We start from the raw sequence: 13,633 nt of genomic DNA, 5'->3' as shown, positions 1-13,633 counted from the left end.
GGCAGCACCCTTCACCTGCCGTCCGTCCGCCGCTCCCCCGTCCCCACGGGGTTCGGCAGGCCGATGTCCCGGTCCGGGCCGCTCTCCCGGACCTGGGGCGCCGCTCAGCGCCCCAGCATCACGCCCACGGACGACGCCTGTGCCGCCAGCTGATCGAACCCTCCGAAGAGGAAGAGCAGCAGGGCGGCCAGGGGGAGCACCATGGCCGCGGCCACCAGTGGGTGGCGGGTACCGGACTCGTGGCCGTTGAACGCGAATGCCTTGCGTCCTTGCCGTGCGATGTCCGCCATGGTCCTCTCCCTGTCGTCTGGCAGCGGCGGGCTCGTGACCTCGGGGGACGAGTGCGCCACCCGCCGCTTGTCCTCAACACTAGGCGGGCGGGCGGCTCCTGGCCTCATGCCCTCGTACCCATTGCCGGGCCTCCAGGAGGATGACGGGGCCTCCCCCGTGTACTCCCCTGGGTGGAGACCGCACCCTCGTCATGGGGGTCTTCCCGGAGGGGATGACCGGAGGGTAGTGACTTCGCTCACTTGCGTCACTCCCTGTGGCCGCGTGTCCGCCCACCGGCCGCCGACAAGATCGACTCGGCGGGGAGTCTCCTCCGGGTGCGCCGGAGTGGGCCCGGACCTGCTGCGCGGCGCCAATCACCTTGCCGCGAGGGGTGTTTGGCCGCGTGGACCGACCGGCATGCGTGCTCGGACGGCAGCACCGACGCCCCCTCAAGTGTGCTGTGCCGCACTGACAATCGAATCTCCCGGCGAGGGCGCGGCCTCTGAGCACGCATGCCGGATGGTCCGTAAGCTGTGCCACGTCAACAGGACGACCGGTCAGCGGGGTGGACATGGCGATGATGCGGCTCCGGCGCGAGGACCCGCGTGTCGTCGGCTCGTTCAGACTGCACCGGCGGCTCGGCGCCGGCGGCATGGGCGTGGTCTACCTGGGATCGGACCGGCGCGGGCAGCGTGTCGCGCTCAAGGTCATCCGGCCGGATCTCGCCGAGGACCAGGAGTTCCGCTCGCGGTTCGCCCGCGAGGTGTCCGCCGCCCGGCGGATCCGGGGCGGCTGCACGGCACGCCTGGTGGCGGCGGACCTGGAGGCCGAGCGCCCCTGGTTCGCGACCCAGTACGTACCCGGCCCCTCCCTGCACGACAAGGTGGCCGAGGAAGGCACCCTGACGGCCGCGCAGATCGCAGCCGTGGGCGCCGCGCTCTCCGAGGGCCTGGTCGCCGTCCACGAGGCGGGGGTCGTGCACCGCGACCTCAAGCCCTCGAACATCCTCCTGTCGCCCAAGGGCCCCCGGATCATCGACTTCGGCATCGCCTGGGCCACCGGGGCGAGCACCCTCACCCATGTGGGTACGGCGGTTGGCTCCCCCGGGTTCCTCGCACCCGAGCAGGTGCGCGGCGCGGCCGTCACCCCGGCCACCGACGTCTTCGCCCTCGGCGCCACCCTCGCCTACGCGGCCACTGCCGACTCCCCCTTCGGACATGGCAGTTCCGAGGTCATGCTGTACCGCGTGGTGCATGAGGAGCCGCACCTCCAAGGCGTGCCGGACGCGCTGGCACCCCTGGTGCGGGCCTGCCTCGCCAAGGACCCCGAGGAGCGGCCCAGCACGCTCCAGCTGTCGATGCGGCTCAAGGAGATCGCGGCCCGCGAGGCGCAGGGTCTCCCGGACGGGCGCCCGCCGGCGCAGCGGGCCCGGGTCGAGCGGCCGACCGGGCGGCTCCCCGAGACGGAGCGGATCGGCGGGGCCGAGGAGTACCCCGTCCGGCGTACGGAGCGTCGTACGGGCGGCGGCACCACGCCCCGGGCCCAGGGCGGCTCCCCGAGCGGTCCGCACTCGCGGCCCTCGTCCTCCCGCAACCCGCAGCACCCCGGCGGCCCGAGCTCACGGCCCACCTCGGGGCGTACGGGCGGCCGTCCGGCCCCGAGGACGACGGGGACGGGACGGCGGCCCTCACGGCCGGATCCGAAGCTGATGCGGCAGCGGCTGATCGTGTTCGTCGTGGTGACGCTGATCGTGGCGCTGGGCATCGCGGCGGCCCAGAAGCTCTAGTGCTGTGGCCGGGAAGGTTTGCCGGGTTGCGGCGTCCGGTGTGGTGCATCGCAAGGGGGAGGGCCGCGGCTCGTACTGGACGTACTTGCGCGGTCCGACAACGCGGCACGGCACTACCGCGCGGCGCGGCCCTGGGCCACCGCGTAGAAGGCGACCGCGGCCGCCGCGCCCACGTTCAGCGAGTCCACGCCGTGCGCCATGGGAATCCGCACCCACTCGTCGGCGGCGACCAGCGCGGGCGTGGACAGTCCGTCCCCCTCGGCGCCGAGCATCAGCGCGACCCGTTCCAGGGACTGCGGCGCGGCCACGTCGATCGGCGTGGCCTTCTCGTGCGGGGTGAGGGCGAGCAGCTTGAACCCCGCCTCGCGCACCGAGTCCAGGCTCTTCGGCCAGGCCTCCAGGCGGGCGTAGGGCACGGAGAACACCGCCCCCATGGAGACCTTCACCGAGCGGCGGTAGAGAGGGTCCGCGCAGTCCGGTGACAGCAGCACCGCGTCCATGCCGAGGGCGGCGGCGCTGCGGAAGATGGCCCCGATGTTGGTGTGGTCGTTGACCGCTTCCATGACGACCACGCGGCGGTTGGTGGAGAGCAGTTCCTCGGCCGTGGGCAGCGGCTTGCGCTGCATGGAGGCCAGGGCCCCGCGGTGCACGTGGTAGCCGGTGACGCGCTCGGCGAGTTCGGGACTCACGGCGTAGACGGGCGCCGGGAGTTCGTCGATGACGTCGCGCATGACGTCGACCCACTTGGCGGAGAGCAGCATCGAGCGCATCTCGTACCCGGCGTCCTTGGCGCGTCTGATGACCTTCTCGCCCTCGGCGATGAACAGGCCTTCCGCCGGCTCGCGCCGGCGCCGGAGTTCGACGTCGGTCAGGCCCGTGTAGTCGCGCAGGCGCGGGTCGTCGGGGTCCTCGACGGTGATGAGATCAGCCACAGGGTGATACTGCCTTGTCCTGGGTGCGGTGCCAACGGCCTGTCAGGCGCTGGTGCTCGGGAGGGTGCGGTCGCCCGGGCCGTTCACACGGACGACCTCGCCGATGACGATGACGGCCGGCGGGCGGACCTCTTCGGCGCGCACGGTCGCACCGACCGTGGCCAAAGTGGCATCCACCCGGCGCTGGGTGGCGGTGGTGCCCTCCTGGATCACCGCGACGGGGGTGTCCGCGGAGCGGCCGTGACGCACCAGCGCCTCGGCGATCAGGCCGATCTTGTCGACGCCCATCAGGATCACCAGGGTGCCGGTGAGCTTGGCCAGGGAGGCCCAGTCCACGAGCGAGCGCGGGTCGTCCGGGCCGACGTGGCCGCTGACCACGGTGAACTCGTGCGCCACGCCTCGGTGGGTGACGGGGATGCCGACGGCGCCGGGCACCGAGATGGAGCTGGAGATACCGGGAACGACGGTGCACGGGATGCCGGCCTCGGCGAGGGCCTGGAGTTCCTCCATGCCGCGGCCGAAGACGTACGGGTCCCCACCCTTGAGCCGGACCACGGCCTTGCCGGCCTTGGCGTGCTCGATCAGGGCGTTGTTGATGGCCTCCTGGGCCATGAACCGGCCGTACGGGATCTTCGCGGCATCGATGACCTCGACGTGCGGCGGCAGCTCGTCGAGCAGGTCGCGGGGGCCGAGCCGGTCGGCGATGACCACGTCGGCCTCGGCGAGCAGGCGACGGCCGCGCACGGTGATCAGGTCCGGGTCGCCCGGGCCGCCGCCGACGAGGGACACGCCGGGGGTGGCCTTGTGCCGGTGGGCGGGAGCGGTGAGGGTGCCGTCGCGCAGGCCTTCGACGACGGCGTCGCGGACGGCCGCGGAGCGGCGGGGGTCGTTGCCGGTCAGCACGGCGACGGTGACGCCCTCGATGCGGCCGGTCGCGGGGGTCCAGGCGGTGGCGGCGGAGGCGTCGTCGGCGCGCACGCACCAGACGCGCTCGCGCTCGGCCTCGGCGGAGGCGCGCTCGTTGTCCTCGCGGTTCTGGGTCGCGATCAGCGCGTACCAGGCGTCGGCGAGGTCGCCGTCCTGGTAGCGGCGGCGCTCCCAGCGGATCTCGCCGGTCTCGGCCATGGCGTCCACGGAGGGAGTGGCGGAGGGCGAGATGAGCAGGACGTCGGCGCCGGCCGCGATGAGCGCGGGAAGGCGGCGCTGCGCGACCTGTCCGCCGCCGATGACGACGACACGGCGGCCGGCCAGGCGGAGTCCTACGGGGTAGGCGGGGGTGTCGGCCATGGCGGATGCGGCTCCTGGGGGCGGCGGTGCTCTTGCGTGCCGCTGCGGCGCTGGAGCGGCGGTGTACTGACGTGCGGCTTCTTTGTGCTGGTCCACCATACGGCGCGGGTCGTCCCGAAGCGCGGACGGGGGGGCGGGAGCGGTGGGCGGGTGCGGGGCGGTGGGCGGGTGCCGGGGGGTGCCGGGCGGAGTACGGCTCAAGGGCCGGGGCTCCGCCCCGTACCCCCGCTCCTCGAACGCCGGCGGGGCCGAGGTCGGGGCGGTGCCCCTCCGGGGAAGTCTCCCCGGCGCGCGAACCCTGGGCCGGACCGGTCCGCCGGACGGCGGTCGGCTGCCCGACCTGCGGGGACGTCCCGGAGTGGCACCGCCCCCGCGGTCCGGCCGGAACTACTTCTCCGTGACGCCCGCCGAGTCGAACGTGGCGACCTCGTGCATCGCGCGGGCCGCACTCTGGACCAGGGGGAGGGCCAGGAGGGCGCCCGTGCCCTCGCCGAGGCGGAGGTCCAGGTCCACCAGCGGGCGCAGGCCCAGCTTGTTGAGCGCCGCGACGTGGCCCGGCTCGGCACTGCGGTGGCCCGCGATGCAGGCCGACAGGGACTCCGGGGCGATGGCGCGGGCCACCAGGGCGGCGGCTCCGGCGCTCACGCCGTCCAGGATCACGGGGGTCCGCAGGGACGCGCCGCCGAGGAGGAGGCCGACGATGGCCGCGTGCTCCAGGCCGCCGATCGCCGCGAGGACGCCGATCGGGTCCGCCGGGTCGGGCTGGTGGAGCTCCAGGGCGCGGCGGACGACCTCGACCTTGCGGGCGTGCGTCTCGTCGTTGATGCCCGTGCCGCGGCCGGTGACCTCTGCCGGGTCCACCCCGGTGAAGACCGAGATCAGGGCCGCGGACACGGTGGTGTTCGCGATGCCCATCTCGCCGGTCAGCAGGGCCTTGTTGCCGGCCGCGACGAGGTCGCGGGCCGTTTCGATGCCCACCTCGATGGCCGCGACGGCTTCCTCGCGGGTCATGGCGGGCCCGGTGGAGAGGTCGGCGGTGCCGGGGCGGACCTTGCGCGGGAGCAGGCCCGGGGTGGCCGGGAGGTCGCCCGCGACGCCGACGTCGATCACGCACACCTCGGCCCCGACCTGGTTGGCGAACGCGTTGCAGACCGCCCCGCCGCCCAGGAAGTTGGCCACCATCTGGGTGGTGACCTCCTGCGGCCACGGGGTGACGCCCTGGGCGTGGACGCCGTGGTCACCAGCGAAGATCGCGACCGCGGCCGGCTCCGGGATCGGCGGCGGGCAGACCCGGGAGAGCCCGGACAGCTGCGCGGAGATGATCTCCAGCATGCCCAGGGCCCCGGCGGGCTTGGTCATGCGCTTCTGGCGCTCCCAGGCCTCGCCCAGGGCCTTGGCGTCGAGCGGTCGGATGCTGGCGACCGTCTCCGAGAGCAGGTCGTGCGGCGCCTCGCCGGGCAGCGCGCGGCGGCCGTAGGTCTCCTCGTGGACCACCCAGGAGAGCGGGCGGCGCTGCGACCAGCCGGCCTGGGCCAGCTCGGGCTCCTCGGGGAACTCGTCGACGTAGCCGACGCACAGGTAGGCGACGACTTCGAGGTGCTCGGGCAGGCCCAGCTCGCGCACCATCTCGCGCTCGTCGAAGAAGCTGACCCAGCCGACGCCGAGGCCTTCGGCGCGCGCGGCGAGCCAGAGGTTCTCGACGGCGAGGGCCGCGGAGTACGGGGCCATCTGCGGCTGGGTGTGCCGGCCGAGCGTGTGGCGGCCGCCGCGGGTGGGGTCGGCGGTGACGACGATGTTCACCGGGGTGTCGAGGATGGCCTCGATCTTGAGGGCCTTGAACTGCTTCGCCCGCCCCTTGGGGAGCGACTTCGCGTAGGCCTCGCGCTGGCGCTGGGCGAGCTCGTGCATCGTCCGGCGGGTCTCGGCCGACCGGATGACGACGAAGTCCCACGGCTGGGAGTGGCCCACGCTGGGCGCGTGGTGCGCGGCTTCCAGGACGCGGAGCAGCACTTCGTGCGGGATGGGGTCGGTGCGGAACCCGTTGCGGATGTCACGGCGCTCGCGCATGACGCGCAGGACGGCCTCGCGCTCGGCGTCGGCGTAACCGGGGGCCGCCTCGCCTGCGAAGGGCACGGTGGAGGCGTCCATCGCGGGCTCCGCTTCCGGCTGCGCCTCGGGCTGCTGCGCCCGGACCGGCTCCGGGGCGGTCTCGGGGTGGATCGCGAGGTGCGGCTGCTCCGGATCCGGCTCGGGCCGGACGGTCTGCGGCCGGACCGGCTCGGCCACGAACGCCGGGGCGGCGAGGACAGGCTCGGGCTGCTCGGGCTGCACCTCGACCTGCTCCGACTGGGCCTGGGGATGCTCCGCCTCGACGGCCTCCGGCCGCACCGGCTCGGCCACGACGGGTGGGGCCACGGGCACCGGCTCGGGCTGGGGTTCCACGGTTACCGGTTCGGCCGCGAGAGGCTGCGGCTGCGGCTCGACCGCGACGGGCTCCGGCTGGACCGGCTCGGCCACGACGGCCGCCCCCTGCTCGGGCTGGGCCACCGCTTCCGCGGCAGCCGGCGCGGGCTCCGGCTCCGGCTCGGGCGCGGGCTCGACGGCAACCGGCTCGACGGCAGCCGGTTCGACCGCGACCGGCTGAGGCTGCGGCTGCGGCTGCGGCTCCGGCTCGACCGCGACGGGCTCGGGCTGGACCGGCTCGGCCACGACGGGCTGGGGCTGGACCGGCTCGGCCACGACGGCCGCCACCGGCTCGGGCTGGGCCACCGTTTCCGCCGGGGCCGGGGACGGCTCCGGCTCCACGGGGGCCGCGGCGGGCTCCGCCACCGGCTCGGGCGCGGCGACCGGCTCCGGGGTCCACGGGGCGCCGGCCTGCGGCGGGATCTCGCCCAGCTGGGCCGAGGCGGCCTCGGCGCGGATGTCCAGGTACTCGGGTCCCGTGGTCGGGGGCCCCGCCTGGGGGAACGGGGTGGGCGCCGCCGGGGTGCTCACCGCGGCCATCGGGGCGGCCTGTGGCGCCTCGGCCGGGCCGCGGTCGGCGAGGGACCGTACGACTCCGCCGTTGGCCTCGGGCATCGGCGGGCCCATGTGCAGGGGGCGCCGGACGGGAGCCGCGGGGGCCACCGCGGCCGCCGGGGGCGGGACGACGAGCCCGCCGAGGTCGAGCGCGCCGGAGTCACGGCCGCCCGTCTCGTGCGCGCCCGCGCTGTAGCCGCCGTCGGGGAACACCGGCGGGGGGAACTCGGTGTAGGCGGCCGGGGCCTCGGGGTAGGAGGGGTCGGCGCCGTAGGGCTGGTCCGTGTACATCTGCGGCTCGCCGAGCTGGGACGCGGCGGGGAAGGCGGGGGCCTGCGGGACGACCTGCGGGTCGCTCCACGCTCCCTGGCCGCTCGGCATCAGCAGCAGTTCCTCGTCCTCCGGGTCGGCAGGGTTGTCCATGAGGTCCTGGAAGGCGTAGCCGGGGAGAAGCGGTGCCGGAATCTGGACCGGAGCGGGGACGCTCTGCTGATCCACCATGCCCGCGTTGTCCGGGAGACCCTCGCCCGGGACCTGGCCGGTGTCAGTCATGCTTACCCCTCGCCCATCGGTTTTGCCTCTTCGATCGCCCGGTCGTCCACGAGGCCGCCGAGCGGTTGTGCCTGCGGGGTTGCGGTGCGACGAGCTCGTCTCGCATCGCCGGCACGACAACCAGTAAGCATTGTCGCGCCCGTCGGCCACCGTGGCGGCCATAACCGTCACGGTCCTCTGTGGACTGCGCCACGTCGCGCGTCCAGGCGGTGTCGCGATGCCCGAATCGTCCGAGGCAGTACGACGATCGGCCAGCCTACCCCGGCCCTCGTGTCAGCGCGTGGCGGGGCGTTCCGCTGCCAGGAGGAACACCACGGAACGGTCCTGTTCGGCCCAGGTCCGGGTGTCCAGGCCGACGGACTGGAGCAGTGCGCACTCGACGGCGTAACCGTGTTCGGTGAGTACCCTGCCGATCGCCTCGGCCTCGTCGCGGGTGGAGGCGTGGCTGACGATCCGTTCGGGGCGGCGTTCGGCGACGGCCGCGACGACGTCGGCGCCGCCACCGCCGACGCGGACGACATCGGGTTCGGGCAGGTTCTCCAGTACGTGCGGTGCGCGCCCGGCGACGGCTTGGAGCTGCACTCCGCGCTTGCGGGCGGCGGCAGTTATGCGCTCGCAGGCGGTCGGGTCGGCGTCCACCGCGATGACGGCGGCGCCGAGTGCGGCCGCGTCCACGGCCACGCCGCCGGATCCGGCGCCGATGTCCCAGAGGAGGTCGCCGGCGCGCGGGCCGAGGCGGGCGAGTTGGGCCGCGCGCAGTTGTGCGGATCCTCCTTCTCCCGTGTCGGTCTGCGGCCTGGCCCAGCCGCGTTCGGCGGACCGGGTGGCGCTCTGGCCGAGGAGCCAGCCCGCGTCGGCGGGGGCCGGTCCCCCGCCACCGATGACGATCACCACGTTCGGGTCGCGCCAGCTGTGGTCGGCGGCCTTGTCGGAGGTGAGGACGCTCACCTGCTCCCGGTCCGTACCGAGTTCCTCGCAGACGACGAAGGTGCGGTGAACTCCTTCGAGGAGCAGTGCGAGTTCCGCGGGGCCGGCGCCGGGTGAGGTGAGGACGGCGACCTTGGCGTGGGCGCGGCAGACGTTGACGGCGCGGCGCAGGGTGCGGGGGTGGGCCACGACGACCTGGGCGTCGTCCCAGGGCATGCCGGCGCGGGCGAAGGCGGCGGCCACGGAGGAGACGGCCGGGACGACCTCCACCTCCAGGCCGTGTTCCGGGGCGCGCAGGGTGCGTACGGCGCCGAAGAAGCCGGGGTCCCCGTCGGCGAAGACCACCGCGGTGCCGCGGTGGCCGGCGATGCGGCGTGCGGCGAGGCCGACACTGCCCAGGCGGATGCGCTCCGCGGTGGGCGGTACTTCGGGGAGGGCGAGGTGGTGCGCGGCGCCGGCCACGAGTGTGGCGGCGGAGAGCGCGGACCGGGCGGCCGCGGTCAGGGGCGAACCGTCCCAGCCGATCACCGTGACCCGGTCGGCCATCGTCGTCAGTCTCCTGGTCTGGGGTCGGGCGAAGTTTCGTCGGGGGCGGGGCACGGTGAGACTACCCGGTCATCGGTTCAGTTCCAGTCGGCGCCGACGGGGTGGCCGTTCGCGTCGGCGCGCTGCGGGAACGCGGTGCTGCGGGCGTATCCGTCGTAACTGTCGTACCCGTCGTAGCCGTCACCCTCGTCGAGGTCCTCGGGGACCAGGCTCCAGACGATGAGGTCGGTGCGGGTGTCGGTCCAGCCGCCGTCGGCCGTCTGCGTACGCACTATCCACGCGTTGCGCAGGACGCCCTCGCTGATGCAGCCGATCTTCTGGGCCACCTGCTGCGAGGCGGTGTTGTCGGCGGCGGTGCGCAGTTCGAGGCGTTCGAACCCCTGGTCGCGGAAGAGCCATTGGGCGACGGCCAGGACGGATTCGCTGGCGTAGCCCTCGCCGCGGGCCCAGGGGGCGGTGACGTATCCGACCTCGGTGGCGCGGGTGTGCCAGTTGGTGCCCGTCAGGCGCACGATGCCGACGAGGCGCTGGGTGAGGAACTCGGTGACGGCGAAGACGATACCGCGGCCCTCGGTGCGTTCCGCGTGGGAGTGCCGGGTGGCCCAGGCGTGCGCCTCGGCGGGGGTGTAGGGGTGGGGCACTCCGGTCCAGGCGGTGACATGCTCGTCGTTCATCATCTCGGTCAGCGCGGTGACGTCTTCTTCCTCGAAGGGGCGCAGCACCAGCCGGTCCGTGCTGATGGTGACGTCCGGGAAGGTGGTAGTCATGCGCAGCTCCATGCCTGAGACCGTGGTGCGACCGTGGTGCGATGCGACCGCGGTGCGGGACCGTTCGTGCGGGACCGTGCGTGCGGTTCGTAGGCCACAGCATGCAGCATCGACCGGGTGATGTGCAGGGCCGGGTTGCCCGGAAGCGGGCAGAGCTCGGCCCCGCGCGCCGTCAGGTGCGTGCGGGGCCGAGATTCATGACCGGTTCGGGAGGAACCGGATCACGAGGTACCGGTTCAGGAGGCGGCCGGGGCGCCGAATGCCGGGACGACCGAGCCCTGGTACTTCTCCTCGATGAACTTCTTCACGTCGTCGGAGTTCAGGAGCTTGGCCAGCTTCTGGATCCGCGGGTCGTCCTGGCTGCCGTCCTTGACCGCGAGGAAGTTGGCGTAGGGGTTGCCCTCGGCCTTCTCCAGGATCAGCGCGTCCTCGGCGGGCGACAGCTTGGCCTCCAGTGCGTAGTTGCCGTTGATGATCGCGGCGTCCACGTCGTTCAGGGCGCGCGGGACCGTGGCGGCCTCCAGCTCCTTGAACTCCAGGCCCTTCTTGTCGGTGATGTCGGACAGCTTGGCGCTGGTGCCGACACCCTCCTTGAGGGTGATCAGGTTGTTCGCGGCGAGCAGCTGGAGCGCGCGGCCCTCGTTGGTGGTGTCGTTGGGGACGGCGATGGTCTGGCCGGCCTTGATGTCACCGATGGCCTTGATCTTCTTGGAGTAGAGACCGAGGGGCTCCAGGTGCACGTTCACGACGGGCACGACGTGCGTGCCGTTCTTCTTGTTGAAGTCGTCGAGGTACGGCTTGTGCTGGAAGTAGTTGCCGTCGACCTGGCCCTGCTCGGTGGCGGTGTTCGGCAGGACGTAGTCCGTGAACTCCTTGACCTCCAGCTTGAGGCCTTCCTTGGCCGCGAGCTTGTCCTTGACGAAGTTCAGGACGTCGGCGTGCGGGCTCGGGGAGGCCGCTATGACGAGGGGCTTGCTCTCGTCGGCCTTGCCGCCGTCGGCCTTCGCCGAGGACGGGTCCGAGGAGCTGCCGCAGGCGGTGAGGCCGAGGGCGAGCGCGGTGGCCGTGGCGGCGAGGGCGGTGAGCTTGATGTTCTTACGCACGAAGAGTGCCTTTCTTGCTGCACAAGTACCGAGGACTTGCTGGTGGTGGCCCAAGCACGACAAGTGCGGGCTCTGTTGGGGGGAAAGTCTTCTCAGGCGGTCCGGCCGCGGCGGGCGAGGAGGCGGACCACGCCGTCGCCGAGCAGCTGGATCACCGTGACGAGGGCGATCAGGACCACGACGGTGGCGATCATGAAGCCGGTCTCGAAACGCTGGAAGCCGTAGGTGATGGCTTTGGAGCCCAGTCCTTCGCCGCCGACGGCACCGGCCATGGCCGAGTAGCCGACGAGGGTGATGACGGTGGTGGTGACACCGGCGACCAGGGAGGGCAGGGCCTGCGGCAGGAGCACCTTGCCGACCAGGGTGGGAATGCCGCCGCCCATGGACTCGACGGCCTCGATCAGGCCGTGGTCCACCTCGCGGACGGCGGTCTCGACGAGGCGGGCGAAGAAGGGGACGGCGCCGATGGCGAGCGGGACGATCATGGCGGTGGGGCCGATGAAGGTGCCGACGACCGCGGTGGTGACCGGGATCAGGAAGATCAGCAGGATGATGAACGGCAGCGAGCGGCCTATGTTCACGATCACGCCGAGCACCTTGTTGAGCGGCTGGTTCTGCAGGAGGCCGCCCTTGTCGGTGAGGACCAGCAGGATGCCGATGGGCAGGCCGCCGAGCACGGTCACCAGGGTGGACCACAGCACCATGTAGAGGGTGTCGTAGGTGCCCTGGGTGAGCAGGGGCTGCATTTCGGACCAGGTCACTTGGCACCGTCCTTGACCAGCTCGGCGAATTCGGTGTCGGCGTCCGCGTCCGTGTCCGCGGTGCCTTCGACGATGTCGACCTGGAGGCCCTGCTCGCGCAGGAAGCCGACCGGCACGACGTTGTCCTCGTAACCGCCGGGCAGTTCGATGCGCATGCGGCCGATCTGCCGGCCCGCGACGGTGTCCATCGCGGCGCCGAGGATCGAGATGTCGATGTTGTACGTGCGCGAGAGCTGCGAGATGACCGGCCGGACGGCGGCTTCGCCGTGGAAGGTGACGTCGACGACCGTGCGGTCGGGGCCGGTTGCGGTGCCGGTGACCGGGAAGAGTTCGCCGGCGAGCTCGGAGCCGGGGGTGGCGAGGAGTTCGGCGACGGTGCCGGACTCGATGATCCGGCCGTTCTTCATCAGGGCGGCCGAGTCGCAGACGGTCTTGACCACGTCCATCTCGTGCGTGATGAGCAGCACGGTGAGGCCGAGCTGCCGGTTGAGGTCGCGCAGCAGCCCCAGGACGGAGCGGGTGGTCTCGGGGTCCAGGGCGCTGGTGGCCTCGTCGGACAGCAGCACCTTGGGGTCGCCGGCCAGGGCGCGGGCGATGCCGACGCGCTGCTTCTGGCCGCCGGAGAGCTGGGTCGGGTAGGCCCTGGCCTTGTCGGCGAGGCCGACCAGGTCGAGGAGTTCGAGGGCCTTGCGGGAGCGCTCCCGGCCGGAGACGCCGAGGATCTCCAGGGGCAGCTCGACGTTGGCCTGGACGGTGCGCGAGGACAGCAGGTTGAAGTGCTGGAAGACCATGCCGATGCGGCTGCGTGCCTCGCGGAGCTCCTTGCCGGCGCGGCGGCCGCGGCCGGCGAGGGCGGTGAGGTCGACGCCGTCGACGGTCACGGTGCCGGTGGTGGGGCGCTCCAGCAGGTTGACGCAGCGGATCAGGGAGGATTTGCCGGCGCCGCTCTGGCCGATGACTCCGTACATCTCGCCCTCGCGGACGTGGAGATCGACGCCGTCCAGGGCGGTGACCTCGCGGCCACGGGACTGGTAGACCTTCGTGAGGCCCGATGTGGTGATCACAGGATTTCCGTCGCTGTCGAGTGCGCGGCGCAGCGGGGTGCCGGCACGGGGCAAACAATCTGGGGACGCGATACGGGACGAACCGTCAGAAAACGATGGCGTCGGCACGTGCGCGGGCATGAACGAGCCGTGCTGTTCATCAGGGGACGAAGCACTGGCGCGACTGGTCTCGCTTCGGGGCGCGAGACTCAGGAGGGGGCCCTCAGAAGGCGCACATTCGACACATACAACGAGCACCGGGCGTCATCGTCGCCTCGGTCGCAAGGGTGCGGCTGCTCGTCGTGGTCATGGGCCCAAGTAAAGCAGACCTCACCCCTGACCGATCAACGACGTCCGAATAGCGGACGCATTTCGACCGCATACCGGACGACACGGGGCGCGGCCACCTCTCCGCACTACGGCCACTTCACTGTGCTGACCTGCACCGACAGGGAGTGGCGGGGCAGGTACGGCCCGGCCGCCCGAGCGCGGCGAGCGGATCCGCTGTGGTCAAGACCACGGTCGGGACGCAGGGGTGCGCGCATCGGGTCTTTCGGGCCGTAATACCCTCGCTGCATGCTCGACGCCCTGACGGTCGCCATCGGCGTGGCCGCACTCGCCCTCGCCGCCTGGTGCGGCCA

The 13,633-nt window shown here is 72.7% G+C and carries 10 protein-coding genes; 1 reads left to right on the top strand and 9 read right to left on the bottom strand.

Annotation, left to right across the window (positions count from 1 at the left end; translation table 11 throughout):
* Positions 1-104: 104 nt before the first annotated feature.
* Positions 105-314: a hypothetical protein gene (locus tag ACWGIU_RS12550; protein WP_371589784.1), complete on the bottom strand. Its 210-nt coding sequence runs from the start codon at positions 312-314 to the stop codon at positions 105-107.
* A 527-nt stretch (positions 315-841) separates the two neighbouring features.
* On the opposite strand from ACWGIU_RS12550, the gene ACWGIU_RS12545 reads away from it, so the two are divergent.
* Positions 842-2,056: a serine/threonine-protein kinase gene (locus ACWGIU_RS12545; RefSeq protein ID WP_453705025.1), complete on the top strand. Its 1,215-nt coding sequence runs from the start codon at positions 842-844 to the stop codon at positions 2,054-2,056.
* 113 nt (positions 2,057-2,169) lie between these two features.
* On the opposite strand, the gene ACWGIU_RS12540 is transcribed toward ACWGIU_RS12545, so the two are convergent.
* The 8 genes from ACWGIU_RS12540 to ACWGIU_RS12505 form a co-directional block, all read right to left on the bottom strand.
* Entirely contained in the window at positions 2,170-2,988 is an 819-nt protein-coding gene (locus ACWGIU_RS12540) for a TrmH family RNA methyltransferase (RefSeq protein ID WP_453705023.1), read from the bottom strand.
* Between the two features lie 42 nt (positions 2,989-3,030).
* Positions 3,031-4,275: a uroporphyrinogen-III C-methyltransferase gene (cobA, locus tag ACWGIU_RS12535; RefSeq protein ID WP_453705021.1), complete on the bottom strand. Its 1,245-nt coding sequence runs from the start codon at positions 4,273-4,275 to the stop codon at positions 3,031-3,033.
* Between the two features lie 387 nt (positions 4,276-4,662).
* Positions 4,663-7,845: a nicotinate-nucleotide--dimethylbenzimidazole phosphoribosyltransferase gene (cobT, locus tag ACWGIU_RS12530; RefSeq protein ID WP_453705019.1), complete on the bottom strand. Its 3,183-nt coding sequence runs from the start codon at positions 7,843-7,845 to the stop codon at positions 4,663-4,665.
* Between the two features lie 273 nt (positions 7,846-8,118).
* Positions 8,119-9,318 (bottom strand): precorrin-6y C5,15-methyltransferase (decarboxylating) subunit CbiE, encoded by a 1,200-nt coding sequence (gene cbiE, locus ACWGIU_RS12525; RefSeq protein ID WP_453705017.1) that lies wholly within the window; start codon positions 9,316-9,318, stop codon positions 8,119-8,121.
* A gap of 77 nt (positions 9,319-9,395) precedes the next feature.
* The gene (locus ACWGIU_RS12520) at positions 9,396-10,085 is read right to left on the bottom strand and encodes a GNAT family N-acetyltransferase (RefSeq protein ID WP_453705015.1); all 690 of its coding nucleotides are present in this window, start codon (positions 10,083-10,085) and stop codon (positions 9,396-9,398) included.
* Between the two features lie 236 nt (positions 10,086-10,321).
* Positions 10,322-11,188, bottom strand: a complete 867-nt coding sequence (locus ACWGIU_RS12515) for a MetQ/NlpA family ABC transporter substrate-binding protein (protein WP_453705013.1) — start codon at positions 11,186-11,188, stop codon at positions 10,322-10,324.
* A 92-nt stretch (positions 11,189-11,280) separates the two neighbouring features.
* The gene (locus tag ACWGIU_RS12510; RefSeq protein WP_030723533.1) at positions 11,281-11,949 is read right to left on the bottom strand and encodes a methionine ABC transporter permease; all 669 of its coding nucleotides are present in this window, start codon (positions 11,947-11,949) and stop codon (positions 11,281-11,283) included.
* The gene (locus ACWGIU_RS12505; protein ID WP_453705011.1) at positions 11,946-13,013 is read right to left on the bottom strand and encodes a methionine ABC transporter ATP-binding protein; all 1,068 of its coding nucleotides are present in this window, start codon (positions 13,011-13,013) and stop codon (positions 11,946-11,948) included. The genes ACWGIU_RS12510 and ACWGIU_RS12505 overlap by 4 nt, the downstream gene beginning before the upstream one ends.
* Positions 13,014-13,633: the final 620 nt, after the last annotated feature.

This window comes from Streptomyces sp. NPDC054840 (genome assembly GCF_053611065.1).
This window is presented reverse-complemented; position numbering and strand designations above follow the sequence as displayed.

Bases quoted from the DNA above. Each gene is read 5' to 3' on its own strand.
- ACWGIU_RS12545 (WP_453705025.1), top strand. From the start codon at position 842: ATGGCGATGATGCGGCTCCGGCGCGAGGACCCGCGTGTCGTCGGCTCG.
- cobA (WP_453705021.1), bottom strand. From the start codon at position 4,275: ATGGCCGACACCCCCGCCTACCCCGTAGGACTCCGCCTGGCCGGCCGC.
- cobT (WP_453705019.1), bottom strand. From the start codon at position 7,845: ATGACTGACACCGGCCAGGTCCCGGGCGAGGGTCTCCCGGACAACGCG.
- cbiE (WP_453705017.1), bottom strand. From the start codon at position 9,318: ATGGCCGACCGGGTCACGGTGATCGGCTGGGACGGTTCGCCCCTGACC.
- ACWGIU_RS12520 (WP_453705015.1), bottom strand. From the start codon at position 10,085: ATGACTACCACCTTCCCGGACGTCACCATCAGCACGGACCGGCTGGTG.